13 protein-coding genes and 2 pseudogenes are annotated in these 16,066 nt (G+C 59.5%); 8 read left to right on the top strand and 7 right to left on the bottom strand.

Translation table 11 applies throughout. From position 1 onward, the window contains the following. Positions 1-565: 565 nt before the first annotated feature. The 3 genes and pseudogenes from J4G43_RS12295 to ppk2 all read right to left on the bottom strand — a co-directional run bounded on the left by J4G43_RS12295 (position 566) and on the right by ppk2 (position 2,593). The gene (locus J4G43_RS12295; RefSeq protein WP_321576322.1) at positions 566-724 is read right to left on the bottom strand and encodes a baeRF12 domain-containing protein; all 159 of its coding nucleotides are present in this window, start codon (positions 722-724) and stop codon (positions 566-568) included. A 20-nt stretch (positions 725-744) separates the two neighbouring features. Next, positions 745-1,400: pseudogene (locus J4G43_RS12290) on the bottom strand (VIT1/CCC1 transporter family protein). Between the two features lie 404 nt (positions 1,401-1,804). Next, on the bottom strand, positions 1,805-2,593 hold the full coding sequence (gene ppk2 / locus J4G43_RS12285) for a polyphosphate kinase 2 (RefSeq protein ID WP_208084956.1): 789 nt from the start codon (positions 2,591-2,593) through the stop codon (positions 1,805-1,807). A gap of 136 nt (positions 2,594-2,729) precedes the next feature. Here ppk2 and J4G43_RS12280 point away from each other — a divergent pair, with 136 nt between their 5' ends. After that, complete coding sequence (locus J4G43_RS12280) at positions 2,730-3,593, top strand: transglutaminase family protein (protein WP_208084955.1); 864 nt, start codon at positions 2,730-2,732, stop codon at positions 3,591-3,593. A 78-nt stretch (positions 3,594-3,671) separates the two neighbouring features. Here J4G43_RS12280 and J4G43_RS12275 read toward each other — a convergent pair whose 3' ends face one another. Both J4G43_RS12275 and J4G43_RS12270 read right to left on the bottom strand, forming a co-directional pair. After that, positions 3,672-4,046 carry a response regulator gene (locus J4G43_RS12275; RefSeq protein WP_208084954.1) on the bottom strand — a complete coding sequence of 125 codons (375 nt, stop codon included), beginning with the start codon at positions 4,044-4,046 and terminating at the stop codon, positions 3,672-3,674. Continuing rightward, positions 4,039-5,088, bottom strand: a complete 1,050-nt coding sequence (locus tag J4G43_RS12270) for an HWE histidine kinase domain-containing protein (protein ID WP_208084953.1) — start codon at positions 5,086-5,088, stop codon at positions 4,039-4,041. The genes J4G43_RS12275 and J4G43_RS12270 overlap by 8 nt, the downstream gene beginning before the upstream one ends. 388 nt (positions 5,089-5,476) lie before the next feature. Between J4G43_RS12270 and J4G43_RS12265 the strand changes: the two genes are divergently transcribed. From J4G43_RS12265 to J4G43_RS12250, 4 genes are all read left to right on the top strand, one after another. Next, positions 5,477-7,231 carry an ABC transporter ATP-binding protein/permease gene (locus tag J4G43_RS12265; RefSeq protein WP_208084952.1) on the top strand — a complete coding sequence of 585 codons (1,755 nt, stop codon included), beginning with the start codon at positions 5,477-5,479 and terminating at the stop codon, positions 7,229-7,231. Between the two features lie 183 nt (positions 7,232-7,414). Beyond that, a complete protein-coding gene (locus J4G43_RS12260; RefSeq protein WP_208084951.1) occupies positions 7,415-8,086 on the top strand; it encodes an exopolysaccharide biosynthesis protein in 672 nt (223 codons plus the stop codon). A 219-nt stretch (positions 8,087-8,305) separates the two neighbouring features. After that, positions 8,306-8,818 carry an Hsp20/alpha crystallin family protein gene (locus J4G43_RS12255; RefSeq protein WP_208084950.1) on the top strand — a complete coding sequence of 171 codons (513 nt, stop codon included), beginning with the start codon at positions 8,306-8,308 and terminating at the stop codon, positions 8,816-8,818. A gap of 488 nt (positions 8,819-9,306) precedes the next feature. After that, positions 9,307-9,489 carry a hypothetical protein gene (locus J4G43_RS12250; protein WP_208084949.1) on the top strand — a complete coding sequence of 61 codons (183 nt, stop codon included), beginning with the start codon at positions 9,307-9,309 and terminating at the stop codon, positions 9,487-9,489. A 782-nt stretch (positions 9,490-10,271) separates the two neighbouring features. Here the strand turns inward: J4G43_RS12250 and J4G43_RS12245 are convergent. Next, entirely contained in the window at positions 10,272-10,664 is a 393-nt protein-coding gene (locus J4G43_RS12245) for a type 2 periplasmic-binding domain-containing protein (protein WP_225004819.1), read from the bottom strand. Between the two features lie 259 nt (positions 10,665-10,923). On the opposite strand from J4G43_RS12245, the pseudogene J4G43_RS12240 reads away from it, so the two are divergent. Continuing rightward, a pseudogene (locus J4G43_RS12240) lies at positions 10,924-11,082 on the top strand (transposase); the annotation flags it as partial. A gap of 423 nt (positions 11,083-11,505) precedes the next feature. Here J4G43_RS12240 and J4G43_RS12235 read toward each other — a convergent pair. Further along, the gene (locus tag J4G43_RS12235) at positions 11,506-11,850 is read right to left on the bottom strand and encodes a hypothetical protein (RefSeq protein WP_208084948.1); all 345 of its coding nucleotides are present in this window, start codon (positions 11,848-11,850) and stop codon (positions 11,506-11,508) included. 1,161 nt (positions 11,851-13,011) lie between these two features. Here J4G43_RS12235 and lpxD point away from each other — a divergent pair. After that, positions 13,012-13,887 (top strand): UDP-3-O-(3-hydroxymyristoyl)glucosamine N-acyltransferase, encoded by an 876-nt coding sequence (gene lpxD, locus J4G43_RS12230; protein WP_208084947.1) that lies wholly within the window; start codon positions 13,012-13,014, stop codon positions 13,885-13,887. 406 nt (positions 13,888-14,293) lie between these two features. Then, positions 14,294-15,637 carry an IS1380-like element ISBdi2 family transposase gene (locus J4G43_RS12225; RefSeq protein WP_208084195.1) on the top strand — a complete coding sequence of 448 codons (1,344 nt, stop codon included), beginning with the start codon at positions 14,294-14,296 and terminating at the stop codon, positions 15,635-15,637. Positions 15,638-16,066: the final 429 nt, after the last annotated feature.

Raw genomic sequence — 16,066 nt, 5'->3', positions numbered from 1 at the left:
CCACATGCAATCCGATGGGTACCCAACTGCCAGATATCGCCTGGCTGCGACACGGCGCTTTCGGCTACCTCGGGATCTCGTCCTCGTCCGTCAGGCCACCTTCCACCTGCGAAAGCGCCTTGGCCAATTCCATTGCGTCGGAGTTCGGCTTTACGGCGGCAGCCGCAGCCGGCACCACCACCACTCGATCGCCCGCGCTGCTAGAGCTCGCCACGGAGGAAGTAGAGGAAAAGACGTTATCGACGGAGGGGGTAGTCAAAACTCTATGGATTGACCGGGACCGGTGTCCCTAGTTCATATGCAAAATTGTGGAATTGAATACAAAAAGCAACTGGCAAGGGCAGGCGAAGCGAGGGGGTGGGGGTGGTCAATTCCTCATCGCTTCCTCAGTCGCGGACCGGCCCCACTCTCATTCACGGATTTTTTTTCGCGCAGCGCGAATTTCGGCTCGATCGAAAGAAGCTATGGCGCCGCCCTCTAGAAAAAGATTCGATATCTCAAATGCCTACACCGAGAAAGGCGGGCTGTCGCCCGGCAAATCTCTATTGGATGCGGGCATTTGTTTTCAGACCGCGTCTCGCAGATGCTTTTCGATATCGCGCACAGGGTGCTTGGTGAGGTCCTTGTCGAGTTCGGCGACGATCCGATGCCTCACGTCGGCATGAACGGCCGAGCGAAGCTCCGCCAGCGTGAGGCGTCGCAGGTCGCTGCCCTGCTGTGGCAAGGGCTCCCGCAAAGGGGCGCTCACACAACCTTGCCAACAACTGCGCCAATTCCGGCCGTCAGTGCCATCGCACAGGCGCCCCAGAATGCCACTCGTATGGTTGGCCTTAACAGGCCGGCGCCTCCTGCCTTGGCACCGATCGCGCCGAGCAGTGACAGGAAGAGCAACGAACCTGCAGCGACGGCCGGGATCAACACGTTGGACGGGGAGACCAGGACAAGCGCAAGCGGCCCTACCGCTCCGACGGAGAAGGTCGCGGCCGATGCCAACGCGGCCTGTACGGGACGAGCGGTGCTGATTTCCGAAATGCCAAGCTCGTCCCGGGCGTGCGCGCTCAAGGCGTCCTTTGCCATCAATTGCTTAGAAACCTCGCGAGCGAGGCCGGCCTCGACGCCTCGCGCGACATAAATCTGCGCGAGTTCCCCCCTCTCAAACACCGGGTCGTCTGCCAGTTCGCGCCTCTCTCGCGCGAGGTCGGCATGCTCCGTATCCGACTGCGAATGACTGAAACATATTCGCCAGCCGCCATGGACATGGCGCCGGCAACCAGCCCGGCGATCCCAGTCAAGAGAACATCGCTTCGGGAGACGGCAGCCGACGCCACTCCCAGGATAAGACTTGCGGTTGATATGATTCCGTCATTGGCGCCAAGCACAGCCGCTCTCAACCAGCCGATGCGCGCAACGAGGTGGGTCTCTTTGTGGAGGCGGCTTCTGTCAAATACTCTCTCAACCGCCCTTTCCTGCCCTGCGGAGGCCGGTTGAAGAGCTTGCTAACGGTAAACAGCCGACGTGATACTTTCTTTCACACTTCGTGATTTTCGGTCACGACCACCCCGCAGGTGCATCACGATCGATTCCTTGATCTTAATCTCTGGAACCGGGAGCCACCCGTAATGATCTAAATCAACAAGGTACTGCATAACGGCGGTTCTGAGCGAACTAGGCGCTCAGAGATCACCCGTCGGGTGCGGCATATTTTCTGACAACTGGTCTTCCAGACGAAAGCACGAACGGCAGAAGCCGCTGAGAGCCGTGCTCAGCTGCTAAGACCTGCAATTCCCTGATGGCAGCATTCCGTCTAAGCCTCGATCAGGCCGCGCTCATGACAGGCCTTATCGTAGGGAAACACCACCGCCGGATCCGGCCTGTGGAGGCGACGGTGCTTGCCCGGATAATTCAGCCGCCACAGCACATCGCGAATAATGTTAAGTCGCGCATGTTCCTTGTCATCGGCTCGGACCAAGGTCCAGGGTGAGGTGACGGTGTGCGTCCGCTCCAGCATCTTGTCCCGTGCTTCGGAATAGGCCTTCCAATACTTCTGCGCCTTGGCATCGATGGGGCTCAACTTCCATTGCTTCAGGGGATCCCTTTGGCGGTCAGCGAGCCGTCGCTTCTGTTCCTGTTTCGAAATATCCAGGTAGTACTTGAGCAGGGTGATACCTGAACGCTCGATCATTGCCTCGAACGCCGGCACGGTCTCGAAAAATTCCTCGGTTTCCTCCTTGGTGCAAAAGCCCATGACACGCTCAACTCCGGCCCGGTTGTACCAGCTGCGATTGAACAGCACGATCTCTCCTGCCGCGGGCAAGTGCGAAACGTGACGCTGGAAATACCATGAACTCTGCTCCCGATTGCTTGGCGGCCCCAGCGCCACGACGCGGGTATCGCGCGGGCTTAGATGTTCGACAATCGACTTGATGGTGCCATCCTTGCCGGCGGCGTCACGACCTTCGACGATGACAAGGATACGCTGGCCGCGCTCAATCACACTGCGCTGCAGCTTGACGAGCTCGATCTGCAGACGGACCAGCAGCGTGTGGTATCTATGGCGGCTCAAATGCTTCGGAAGCGGCGGCCGGTTCTTCATGGTGTGCTCCTCCTAGTCGCCTCTGGTTTCAGTCATCTGGAGCGACAATTGCATGGGCTCGTCAACTCGGCCACACTTCCCGAAGGGGACCGCCGGACAAGGGGCATGGCCAGAGGCTGACCGATCGGAGCTTTCGTTGATTACGCTGAAGGTTCTTCACACGACGACTTATCGCTTCAACGAACACGTGCACCTGTTGCCGCACCGCTTGATGCTTCGTCCGCGCGAAAGCCGCGAGCTTCGCTTGATTTCGAGCAACGTCACGGTGACGCCGCAGGCTGCCTTGACCTGGGCGCACGATGTGTTTGGCAATGCGATCGCGACAGCCACGTTTCAGATGACAGCCTCCGACCTGGTGATCACCAGCGTCGCGGAGCTTCAGCTCGACGCGGTTGCATGGCCGGTGTTCGACATCGCTGTTTCGGCCCTATCTTATCCATTCCGCTATTCCGATGACGATTGGACCGATCTCGGCGCCCTGGCCGTCCCCCAGTTCTCGGACACGGCGGGGGTCCTGCGAAACTGGGCACAAATGTTCGTTCGAGGAAGTCGGACCGACACGTTGTCGCTCCTAAAGGACCTCAGCGTCGGCGTTTCCGAAGCTATCCGGTATCAGAGCCGGGAGGATGAGGGCACCCAAACGCCGGTAGAGACCCTGAATCGTGGTTGGGGGTCATGCCGGGATTTCGCGGTCTTATTCACCGAAGCAGCACGCATGCTCGGGTTCGGAGCCAGAATCGTTTCCGGCTATCTTTACAATCCGGAACAACAGAGCATCGGATCGAGCGGTGCGGGTTCAACCCATGCGTGGGCGGAAGTCTTCGTACCGGGCGCCGGCTGGATCACCTTCGACCCGACGAATCGCAGCCTCGGCGGCTTCAATCTGATCCCGGTCGCGGTCGCGCGCGATATCCGCCAGACGATCCCGGTGTCCGGCAGCTTCGTCGGTAGCACCGGCGCTTTCGCCGGGATGTTCGTAGAAGTTTTTGTCACGTCCTAGATCGACCTTGGGCGGATTGCCGGTCGGCCACAGCCAAATTGATCCCCGCCAACGGCAACCTGACAATCATCGAGCCTTTCACTCGATCGGCGCGAGCTTGAGGCGGTTAAGTATCGCGACCAGGTCTTCAAGTTTGAAGGGCTTCTTCAGCACAACCCTGTCGGGGTTGCTGTCTCTGACGCTTTGACCGGTGTTGCCGGTGGAATAGGCGAACGGAACTCCGCGCGCAAAGAGCGCCTCCGCTACCGGATAGCTATCGTCGCCGTTCAGGTTCATGTCGAGCAGCGCGACGTCGAAGGCCTGCGCATCGATCAGCGCGAGCGCCTTGTCGACCGTCGCGGCCGAAGTCACCGAATTGCAGCCGAGGTCGGCAAGCATGTCTTCAATCATCATGACAATCAGCATCTCATCCTCGACCACGAGGGCGCGCCGGCCGCAGAGCAACTTATCCACCAGGGGCACCTCTTGGTAACGGAATGTCCATCGTGCAGATAAGCCCGCTCGGCCGATAGTCCAGTTGCACCTCACCTTCCAGCTCATGAGCGAGGCCGCGCTCGAGCACCCGCGAGCCAAATCCCTTGTGTGCCGGCGGCGCGACGGGGGGACCGCCTCTCTCGCTCCAGCTCAGCACGAGCCTTTTCCCGGCCGGCGTCTCCGCCGTCCACGAGATCTGGACTGATCCGACCGCGTTGGACAACGCACCGTATTTCACGGCATTGGTCGCAAGTTCGTTGAACGCAATACCAAGGGCCAAAGCTGATTTCGGTGGAAAGCGAACGTTCTCCCCCGTGATCACAATACGATCCGCCCGTCCGCCGGAGACCCCGAACGGTTCCAGCGCATCGTGAACGATATCGAGCAGGCCGGCACTCTCCCATTTCTCGCGGGTCAGCAGGTCGTGCGACCGGGAAAGCGCGGACAACCGGGATCCGATGGATTGTCGAATCTGCTCGGGATCGGTCGTCGTTCGCAACGTCTGCCAGACGATCGATTGCACCGTGGAAAGGGTATTCTTGACGCGATGGTTCAGCTCGTCGATCAGCATCCTGGATCGAGCTTCATCTTCCTTGAGCTTGGTGAGATCAATCAGGGATGCAAAATATTGAACGATGTCGCCACCTTCATCGCGCACCGGACTGACGAAGAGCGCGGCCCAGAATTCGCTGCCATCCTTGCGGCGGCAGAACACTTCGGCGCCGTTAGACGAACCCTCGAACTCGGCCTTGGCTCGCGTCAAGGCCTCGACATCCGAACCGCTGGCCATCAGAAAGTTGAAGTCATTTCCGAGCACTTCCTCCCGGTCATACCCGGTCAGAGCGAGAAGACTGTCGTTGGCGAAGATGATCGGGTTGTCGGGTTTTGCCGCATCCGTGAACAGCATGGGCATTCGGGTTGTTTCAGCGGCGACGACAAACGGGCCGAGGTCTTTCCGAAAGCCTTCGACTTCGGCTTCGGCACCTTTCTGCCGGTCAGACTTTTCCGTTATCTCTGGCATGTCCCCGGTCGATCAATGCGCTTTGCAGGCAATGCCGTGATCACGGTCCTGCTTCTTCCTGAATCAAGCGTTTTGATGATAGCATAATAGTCATGCCGCCGGGGAAGTCATTTGCGGTGGGTCAAGATCCCGATCGCCCGGGCCTGCTTAGCTAATTCAGTAACTCCCGGCTGATGAAACAGGGTGACGCCGGCGCATGAAGGCTGACGTTGCATCACCTACGGCTCCCGAGGCCGTTCCCCAACCGGCGGAGGCAATTCCGAAGCTGCCGCAGGCCGCAGATCCTCTGTTGCCAATCATGCCGGGCGCGACGGCGAGACCTCCTCTCGCGGACGCGCTCATCAAAGCTGCGCCAGTACAAGATTTCAATCTTGTCCGGGACCTGGGCGTGTTCGCGCGTGTTCGCGCCGAAGGCGGACGGCGCGTGGTAGCGATCTTCGCTGCCTCGACGGTCATCACCATTGCCAATATGTTTGGACAAGTCCAGCTCAATGACTGGAACGGCCGGTTCTTCGACGCCGTCGGCCGCAAGGACCTGTCGGGCTTCCTCCATGACCTCTGGACGTTCGTTGTCATCGTCGTGATTTTGCTGGCGCTCACGGTCGCAAACACCTTTCTCCAGGAGCGCCTAAAGTTTCGACTGCGGGAATGGATTACCCGTCACCTCCTGGCCGAATGGCTCAAGCCATTGCGCGTCTATCAGCTCGGCTTTGCTGGCGAATATGGACACAACCCGGACCAGCGCATCCAGGAGGATACGCGCCTCTTGGGCGACTACACCGCCGACCTCGGATGCGGCATCGTCTATTCCCTGCTTCAGCTCATCGCTTTCGTCGGCATGCTTTGGACACTATCGGCGCAAGTCACGTTTCAGGTCGCGGGCTACGAGATCGCCATTCCCGGTTACATGGTCTGGTGTGCGCTCGCTTACGCCTTGACCGGGTCCGCACTGACCTGGATCGTAGGGCGGCCGCTGATTGCCCTGAACGGCCAGCGATATGCGCGTGAGGCGGAATTCCGCTTCGCGCTCGTTCGGGTCAACGAATCCGGCGAGAGCATTGCGTTGCATGGCGGGGAAACGGACGAACGACGGCATCTCGAGGCCGCGCTCGCGGCCGTTGTGGACACGATGCGACGGATATCCTCCTCGCTCGCTCACCTGACGTGGATTACATCGGGCATTGGCTGGCTGTCGCTCGTCGTTCCGATACTGGTGGCGGCACCGGCCTATTTCGGCGGCAGCCTGACGCTCGGCGGCCTGATCATGGTGGCGGGCGCGTTCACCCAGGTACAGCTGGCGCTGCGATGGTTCGTCGATAATTTCTCGCGCCTCGCCGATTGGCGCGCGGCGATCCATCGGGTCGCGCGCTTTCGCGAAGCGCTCGACAATCTCCCCGCGATCGACGCGGGCGCGGAGGAGATCAAACGCGCTCTGCATCCGGAGGGACATCTCGCTTTCGAGGCCGTCCGCATCCTCTTGCCCGACGGACATATCGTCATCGATGACGCGACGGTCCATATCACCCCTGGCGAGCGTGTCCTGATTGTCGGTGACACCGGAAGAGGAAAATCGACACTGTTTCGCGCCGTGGCAGGCCTTTGGCCACGGGGTTCCGGATCAATCCTCACGCCTCCGCTCGAGTCGATGGCATTTCTGCCGCAGCGCCCTTATCTGCCGCTGGGTACATTGCGCAACGCCCTCAGCTATCCGAGCCCCGTCGACGCCTTCCCCGAAGCGAATGTTCGCCAAGCACTTGGCCGCTGCGATCTCGGCGATCTCGTTCCAAAGCTCGACACGATCGAGCGCTGGGACAAGGAGCTTTCGCTTGGCGAGCAGGAGCGCCTCGCTTTTGCGCGCCTTCTCCTGCACAAGCCGGCATGGGTCTTTCTGGACGAAGCGACGGCCGCGCTCGACGAAGACAGCCAGCACCGCGTTATGGCTCTGTTCGACGATGAGCTGAAGCAGACCACCGTGTTGAGCATTGGTCACCGCCCGGATCTGGCCGTCTATCACACTCGAACGCTTCAGCTCGTTCATGGACGTGACGGTGACCGCCTCAAACTCAAACCGCCGCCTGCGCCACCTCCGTCTCGACGCTGGCTGCAGCGGCTCGACGACTGGTTGATGACTATCCGGCCATGATCCGGGTGCACCCCGTGATTGTTATTCTGCTGATCTTGCTTTCGCCTAGCAACTTTGACCAAGCGGCAGTCGGGAGCAGGTGATGAGCCCGGTTAAAATGCCGCTCATTCCATATTAAAATGCCGCTCATTCCATAGGGGATTAGTTCTGCCGCGTCTGTTCGTCGTGGCGCATTGGAGTTCGTTGATTTCATCCATTGCGCTCGACCGAGACGCCAACGAAGGGAGGAGGCCGAACCTGAAGCTACCCACTGATGACACCGCGCTCGCCCCCGCCTCGGTCTTGCTGCAGCGGCTGCACGACGAGGCGCCCGCGGATCATTTTACCCTCGGCTGGCTGATGAGCCGCATGCACAAGCGCTCCTTCGGCCTCATCATGCTATTGCTCGGTGTGGTTGCAGTTGCACCGGGTGTCTCGATCGTTGCGGGCCTGCTGCTCATGATCCCCGCGTTCCAGATGATCCTGGGCCACAACATGCCGGTGTTCCCACGTCGCGTCGCCGCCCGTCCATTGCCGACACGGCACCTTGCCGCTCTGGTGCAGCGCGCCGTGCCCGTGCTGAGGTCTCTCGAGAAACTCATTCATCCCCGCTGGCCGACTCCGTTCGATGCGACCAAGCGTCTCGTCGGCGCCGTTGTCGTGCTCCTGAACATCACCCTGCTCTTCACGCCAGTCCCTCTCAGCAATGTCGTCCCCGCCCTGGTGATCGCGCTGATCTCGCTAGCCTATCTCGAAGAGGACGGACTCCTGCTCTCGATCGCACTGCTGGCCAGCGTCGTTGTGCTGGCGGTCGAATTGGCCGTAGTCTGGGAGACCATCCTCGGCGCGAAATGGATCTTTGCCCTCTGGCATTAGCCCCCTGCGACTGAATGCGCTCGGCCTGCCCGCTTTCAGTGCACCGATGCAAGTATCATTAGGTCAACTTAGTTGACGCGCTCCCTTGCTTGCGGGATTCATCATCATTGCCCGCCTTTTCGCTTCGAAATAACCCGCCGATTTTGCGCTAAATCAAGGCCGCCGGGTGCGCAAGGAGCAGGCTCTATCCGATATTTCTTCAACCTTTGGAGAAACCAGATGAGCCTTCCGAGATTGTGGACCACCAGCCTGGAGCCTGCATTCGACCCGATCAGAGCCATGCGGCGTGAAATGGAAAACGCATTTCGCGCTTTCGATCAGGGTTCGCCGTCTCCCAGCATTGGGGCGGGCGCACCGGCAATCAATGTAGCGGAAACCAAGGATGCTGTGACAGCCGAACTTCCCGGCGTGGACGACAAAGACATCAAAGTCAGCCTCGACGGCAACCAGCTGGTTATCTCCGGCGAGAAGAAGGCGGAGAGCACGAAAGATGAAAAGGACTGGCACGTCGAGGAGCGCAGCTATGGTTCTTTCTATCGATCGATGTCTCTTCCTTTCGAGCCGGAAGACGGAGCCGTCGAAGCTCATTTCGACAAGGGCGTGCTGCATCTCGCTATCAAGAAGCCCGCCAAAGCCGTGAAGACTACCAAGACAATCGATATCAAGACAGGCGCTCCCCCGAGCGCGAGCCCCGTACCGAACAAGGCCGCTGCACCTGGCAAAGCTGCCTAGCCCTGTGCGGTCGTCGTCGAAAGCCGGAGACCCGAACCAGATAAGCTGGTCGCGGTCTCCTGGTTCGTATGCGACATTTTGGAATTAAATACAAAAAGCCACTGACAATGGCAGGCGAAGCGAGTGGTGGGGGTGGTCAATTCCTCAACGCTTTCCCAGTCGCGGACCGGCCCCACTCTCTTCCAGAGATTTTTCCCGGTCGGGCGTGAATTTCGAGTACGCTTGATGGGACCGCTTGGCTTAGCCTCGAGATAAACTCAGTGTATGCAAATACTTGGCGACTTGGCTGGCCGACAAGCCGGAATCGAACGCCTATTTATTTCCTGAGATGTTGGACGGCCTGCAGGAATGGAACTGCGCCCGCGGTATCCCCCGAGCGCGAGACTCGGAACTACGAGGCATGGCCGCGCTTAATCAAGCGAACGCCGCTATGCCGCGCACGCCCAAAAGTCTCCTCGCGTGCTTGAGGAAGTCGACTGCGAGATAAAATGGACGATCCGCATCAGGTGAACTCCATCATTGCGACCGCGATTTCCGAATTCTTCAAAGGACATCCCGACGCGCAGTGTGGAATTGAAGAAGCGAAGCTCCTTGCGAAGCAGATCGTTCAAGCGCTGAACGAGGCGGGTCTTCGTGTTGCCCCGGTCGATTTGGCGCCGCCGACTCGCTAGCTATCCTTCGCTAGGATAGCTGCTCGCTGGATCGCTCGCACTTTCGACGACGATCGACTGTAGCAGCGTGGATCGGACAGTCGCTCTCGCGAGATGCAATCCTCGGAAGAAGTCAGTCCATTGGGGAATCCACCATTTGGAGCCAAATGGGCATTAGCAGACCAGCAATCAGTGAGATCGAACATGTTTGACTGGATACAAACGGACCCCCGACGGAAGATAATCCGAGAGGATCGAAAATACGTTGTTGGCCGAGCACGGCGTTTTCTGCAGAGCTATCTATTATCAGAGGCGGCTGGCAAGCCGCGATTTTATGAAGCCCTTGAAGGCGCGTCCGTCGCTTGCCGATCGGCCATAGACCTGTTTGCGGAAGACGCGCAGCTCGCCGGAGCTACTGCGCAGACTGCGTTCGGCGTTGTGAAGCGGCGCATCCAAATGACGGCAAAGATCATTTGGCGATATTCATCACAGATGCATACGCCACAGTGACGATGGCCTATCGGCTTGCCGGAGGCGAATACACGCTCGATCTTGATATGCAGCAGCTTGGTACCGCGCAGTCCATCTTCTGACCATTACGACATCATACATGACAGCTCACCCGCCAGTCGAAACGCGGGCTTGAGGTCGGCTCCAATGCTGGTGGTGAATCAGAGGGCCGAGGTGGCGGCCCGATGTGCGGCACTGGTCAACCCGAAGTATTTCGAATGCGTTGATAGCAAGGGTCAGAACGATCGCCGTCGTGGCCGCGATGGGCACCAAATCCCGATCGACGTCGTAGGTCAGGTTGTCGACAATGGCGCGACGCTAACTGATCCGGCAACGGTATAGAGCAAGGTATGGTCATCTTGGGCCGCGACGAAAGCGCCGACTCCAATAGTGCCTTCGCCGCCCGGCCTGTCCTCGACTACAACTGGCTTGCCCCATTTCCTGGAAAGCCCATCGGCAAATATTCGAGCCGCGGCATCATTGGCGCTGCCTGGCGGAAACGTGACGATTAGTTTCACCGGATGCTCAGGCCAGCCTGCATGAGCGGCAACGGGGAAGACAAGAACTAGAAAAGCAAATGCCAAGAGCAAATGAGCAAAGCCGTAGCCCCACAATCTGCCGGCGGACACATTTGCTGATCTGAAGGCCGGGACGCGGAAAGCAAGATCGTCGTCAGTTGTCGCCAAATAGTCATCGCTTTGGCTCCTATGCCATCGATTATGCACCTGATTTGCGGCGCGGCTTTCGTCGACCGTTGCCGGGACGGGCGTAGGAATCGTTGGCTTCGATTACCCGGACGAGCATATCCATCAGAGCAACACGCTCCGATTTTGAGAGTGGGGCCAATAAGCGTTCCTGAGCGGCAAGCAGGACCGGGCGCAGCCGGCGGCGCAAGTCAGTTCCCCGCCTTGTGACATACAGACGACGCGCTCTCCGGTCGTCTCGGTCTACCGTGCTCGCAACCGCGTCGAACGGTTCTTCAGCAAGATCAAACAATGTCGCCGGGTGGCAACGCGCTACGACAAGCTTGCCGTTAACTACCTGGCCTTGGTCCAGCTTGCGTCAATAAGGCTCTGGCTGCGCGTTAATGAGTCCGCGCCCTAATACGATACATCACGTACTTGAGCCTGAAACAAACGTCGGAGAGAAGTAGCTCGCCGAAAAATTCTCCAACACCGAGTCAGCTCTCGGCAACCGAGATTTCTTTCTAAATCGGCCCTATGGCACCAGTGACGAGTTGATCCGCCGGGAAGGGCTGGCGCCAAACTCTCCCATTCTCGGAATGGACGCCGGTTGATCGAGGAGTACGCGGACGATCTGCGGGAGATCATCAGGAAGCTTCGCCAGCACTTGCATTGCTGGCACCTGTTGGTCGGGCAAGTCACATCAGCCTGCCGCCGTGCCCTCAGTCGCGCTCGCCAGTGGCGCAATAGCTTCGGCTTCTGCATCCGCAGCACCACGCGGCAGCCCGGCTGTGCCGTCGGGCCTGAGTCGGATGTCCAAATTGAGGCTTTAGCGAGGCTGCTCCTAGCTGCAACCGGTGATGCGCTTTACGGCCTTCATGTATTTCAGATGAAGCGAATTGCCTGGGGCATCCGAAGCGACATTAAGACCTGAAATGCGATCTGAATCCAGGCAAGTCTGCAAGTCAAAGCTGATGCGCGAGCAGGACCCTAAGGCGTTCTTCTCCGCCTCCTCTCTCGAGAGGCCGAATGCGACGAAGGTCTGAACATGCCCGGCTTCGGTATCGGCCGTCGATACGAGATTGATTTCCGAAATGTAGTACGACGAACACTGGGCAGCCGGGACCTCGGCGCGAGCCCCATCTGTCCCAAACACGAGAATGATCGTGGTTAGCATGACGCGTTTCATTCTCTCCTCCTCAGTCGCGCCCCTTGGCGATGTCCGGATCAACTCAGCCAAGGCAAGATGCGAACGACTTACCATCTGCGCATCAACGCTGGCAGGACGATCAGCTCCGCAAACCTCGGCCCCGGCATGGTCCGGGGCCGTTTGCTTGGCGAGATCGACTGTCTCATTGTCCGTACTGTGCAACTGCCAACAGCTCCTACTGGCAGTAGTACATCTGGCCGTCGTCAAGCTTGATCATGCCTCCCGGGTGGCACTTAAGGCTGTTGCGCGTCGAATAGTCGTCCCATCCGGCGTAACCGTAGTAAGGACTATGTCCATAGTAGGCTCTGTGAGGGTAGAGCGGTTGCCCAAAGTGAGGATCAGTTTGAGCCGCGTAAGCGTTGCCCCAATTGTTGTTGCCCCATCCCCAGTTTGAGGAAGCGGCGACAGCGGTAGCCGTGCCGACCGCGGCGGCACCTGCGACACCCGCGCCATACCCGTATCCGTACATAGCTCGCCGATTATGGCGACGCGCAACACCCGCAACGCTCACGGGGGTCAGCGGACGACCGACCCGCGCCTGAGCGCTCTCAACTGAGAGCGAAACCCCGCCTTGCTCAGACCAGCCGAGGGAGAACATTGCCGCACATACGAAGGCGGAAGCAGCAAGGGCAGCCTTACTTACGTAGGTCATCGACTTTCTCCTTTTGTACAACCTGCCACGATACGCTCGTTTCGCACGCTCTTAGCTGGGCTGATCCAGATCAAAGCTTGCAAGAGAATTTTATGAATCCGGCATTGCCGAGATGTTGTGTCCGTCCTCTGATCATGAACCGCATTGTACCTTCGATGCAGGTTCACGCGACCAACTCCGCCTGACCTAGTCACGTGAATCTAACGTTCGTTCACTTAAAGTCTGCTTGGCTTCGTGGCAGAAGCGTTTGACGAAGCTAAGATCTGGTCTGCGAAACCCCGTTTCGGACATCAGGCTGCCGCTTTTGGGAACATTGAATTCGTTCGAGAATGCGCGAGTGCGAAAGTCTGCGCGGATGTCGTCCAGCGACCTCACGCTGAGGGTTTTAGCTTGAATGGGTCTCACGCTCGCCGGCCTCGGCGATAGATCGGCGATTGCCTAGTTTGCAGCTTTAGAGATAGTCCCAAGCCTTGGGCGGGGAGCGGGATATGGTCGAAGCAACCACGGGAAACGCGAGGTTCTTTCGCCGAAGTGGGCCGCATTCTCTGGCAGCCGTTGCGGGAGAGGCACGTGGGATTGCTGACGAGCGCGATCTGCTGTTCGAAGGCGTGGCTCCCCTGCAAACAGCTGGCCCCAATGAAGTGAGCTTTCTGGATAACCGACGTTATGCATCGGCGCTCAAACAGACACTCGCCGGTGCTGTGATCGTGCATCCTGATATGGCAGCGCGAGTGCCTTTTAGGACGGTAGCGATCGTAACGGCCGAGCCGTACGCTGCGTGGGCGCGTGTCGCTGCGCTGTTCTATCCCGTACCGCCGGTTTCTCCCGGCATCCACCGTTCTGCAATCGTCGCGGAGGAGGCTCTCGTCGATCCGTCGGCGGAGGTCGGGCCGTTGTCTGTGATTGAGGCAGGAGCAGAGATAGGACCTCGCGCTCGGATCGGTCCTTGCGCGGTTATCGGAAGCGGCGTGATCGTCGGGCGAGATTGTCGCATAGGCGCGCATGTGAGCTTGAGTCACGCGATGCTGGGGTCGCGCGTCTACGTCCATCCCGGCGCCCGCATCGGGCAGGAAGGGTTTGGATTCGCCTGCACCGGAGATGGATTTCTTTCGATCCCCCAGCTTGGCCGGGCAATTCTGGAAGACGATGTTGAGGTCGGTGCCAATACCACGATTGATCGAGGATCATCGCGCGACACAGTGATCGGCGCTGGATCCCGTCTCGATAACCTGGTGCAGATCGGCCACAACGTGATCCTCGGCCGGTGTTGTGTCATTGTCGCTCAGGTCGGCATTTCGGGCTCCACCGTGCTAGCCCGTCTTATTCGCGAGAGGGCGCCTGAGAGGCTGGCGAGCGTGGTGTAAAGCGCTGATGCGGCGTAGGATTCGGTTGCGAAGCCACCCCATCACCTTCAACCGCGAACGCCACGCCCGCCATGACCGATGATACGATTTCAGACCACTATCGAGAAGCAAGAATTCAACACAAATAAAACCTCTGCCTCGCGCTCGATCTCTTCATGCTTGATAGTCTCGTTTCGGAGGCTGATCACCTACCGCGTCTAATAGGCCGCTCGCGCCGGTTTCTTTGGACGCGGCACGACCGCGACTCCACGTTTCGGCACAGAAATGATCGGGAGTCACTCAATCTTTCTTCAACTTAACCCGTCTTATTCGTAAGAGTGCGCCTGAGGGGTAAAGCGCTGATGCGGCGTAGGATTCGGTTGCGAAGCCAACCCCATCACCTCCAACCGCGAACGCCACGCCCGCCATGACCGACGATACGATTCCGCCCTTCTCGTTTCCAGCCGTTCACGCCAAGAAAGTCACAGCTGCCTTCGATGGTGGGCGCCTAACCTCGAACGGGGGCGTGATGCTTCTGGCGATGGCCGAGCGGCGTCTCGGTTTGGCCAACAATCTGGCCCGGGTGTTCCCGGATCGGCGCGATCCGACGCGGGTCGTGCACAGCCTGGTCGATATGCTCCGCGCTCGCATGTTCGCGATCTGCTGCGGCTACGAGGACGCCGACGACCTCGATCATCTGAGGTCCGATCCGGCATTCAAACTGGCCTGCGGACGGCTGCCGGACACGGGCCGGGATTTGTGTTCCCAGCCGACGCTGTCGCGGCTGGAGAATGCTCCGCGCCTGCGCGACGTGATCCGGCTGACCTACATTTTGGTCGACGCATGGATGGATAGCTACCCCCACGAGCCGGCATCCGTCACGCTCGACATCGATGATACCTGCGACGTCGTCCACGGCCATCAGCAGCTCTCGCTGTTCAACGCTCATTATGACGAACGCTGCTTCCTGCCGATCCACGTCTACGACACGGAGAAGAGCCGGCCCGTGGCCGTCGTGCTGCGGCCCGGCAAGACGCCGGGCGGCGTCGAGGTGCGTGCCCATCTGCGCCGCCTGGTACGGCATATCCGGACGCGATGGCACAACACGCAAATTACGTTCCGTGGCGACGGGCACTATGCCCGGCCGGAGGCCATGGCGTGGTGCGAGACCAACGGCATCGACTACATCTTCGGTCTGTCCGGCACCAAGCCTCTCGCCAGAAAAGTCGACGAGGTCGCCGACGACATCCGCACGCGACGCGCCATCGAGAACCTGCCGGTTCTGCGTGGCTATACCGAGACGCGCCACAAGGCAAAGTCCTGGGATCGCGAACGGCGCACTGTCGCCCGTATTGAGGCGACGATGCTCGGCCTCGACATCCGCTTCGTCGTCACCAGCCTCGATGTCGGCTCGGCCGAGTGGATCTACGACAGCCTGTATTGCGCGCGCGGCCAAGCCGAGAATCTGATCAAGCTGCATAAGACGCAGCTCGCCTCCGATCGCACCAGCTGCCGTTCGGCGCTCGCCAACCAGGTCCGTCTCGTGCTCCATACGGCCGCTTATTGGCTGATGCTGACCGTGCGCGACGCCATTCCCAAAGCCCGGGAATTGGCCGCTGCCGAGTTCGCGACGCTGCGTCTTCGGCTCTTGAAAATCGCCGCCCGTGTCGTCGAGACCACGAGCCGCATTCGCCTTGCGTTTGCCGCGGCATGTCCCGAAGCCGACCTGATCTGCGGCTTGCCCGGCGCGCTGCTGCCGCTCGGTCCTTGACCGGCGGGGCGTCCGCCCCCGTTCGCCCAACCCATCCCTCAAGCGCGTTGCAAAGTACCGGTCGTCAGGCGGCGAAAAGCCGAAGGCAATCCTGTGCGCCTCGTCAGACAAGATGTGCGGCCGCATCAATCGGGCCCAAAAGCCGCACTCTCACGAATAGGACGGGCTAGAGGATTTTGTCCGCGTCGGGGGACAAGCCGGTATGGCGGGCCATGTCCGGATCGGTCAGGGTGCAGAGATTGGAGCGCAAGCGGGCGTAATATCGGATGTGGCCCCAGGCGCCAAAGTGCTTGGAAGCCCTGCTCAGCCAAAGCTGGACTTCTTCCGACAACTTGCCACCCTCAAAAAAATCGCAAGGTAAAGGGAGAGGAATGCCTGTACTGCAAGCATGGCTTTAGACGTGGAGGCGATTATCCCTTGCGATTTTCG

It is taken from the genome of Bradyrhizobium barranii subsp. barranii (assembly GCF_017565645.3).
GTDB lineage: Bacteria > Pseudomonadota > Alphaproteobacteria > Rhizobiales > Xanthobacteraceae > Bradyrhizobium > Bradyrhizobium barranii.
The sequence above is the reverse complement of the archived record's forward strand: the minus strand, read 5'-3'. Positions and strand labels throughout refer to the sequence as shown.

Bases quoted from the DNA above. Each gene is read 5' to 3' on its own strand.
- ppk2 (WP_208084956.1), bottom strand. From the start codon at position 2,593: ATGAAGAACCGGCCGCCGCTTCCGAAGCATTTGAGCCGCCATAGATAC.
- J4G43_RS12270 (WP_208084953.1), bottom strand. From the start codon at position 5,088: ATGCCAGAGATAACGGAAAAGTCTGACCGGCAGAAAGGTGCCGAAGCC.
- J4G43_RS12255 (WP_208084950.1), top strand. From the start codon at position 8,306: ATGAGCCTTCCGAGATTGTGGACCACCAGCCTGGAGCCTGCATTCGAC.
- J4G43_RS12250 (WP_208084949.1), top strand. From the start codon at position 9,307: ATGGACGATCCGCATCAGGTGAACTCCATCATTGCGACCGCGATTTCC.
- J4G43_RS12235 (WP_208084948.1), bottom strand. From the start codon at position 11,850: ATGAAACGCGTCATGCTAACCACGATCATTCTCGTGTTTGGGACAGAT.
- lpxD (WP_208084947.1), top strand. From the start codon at position 13,012: ATGGTCGAAGCAACCACGGGAAACGCGAGGTTCTTTCGCCGAAGTGGG.
- J4G43_RS12225 (WP_208084195.1), top strand. From the start codon at position 14,294: ATGACCGACGATACGATTCCGCCCTTCTCGTTTCCAGCCGTTCACGCC.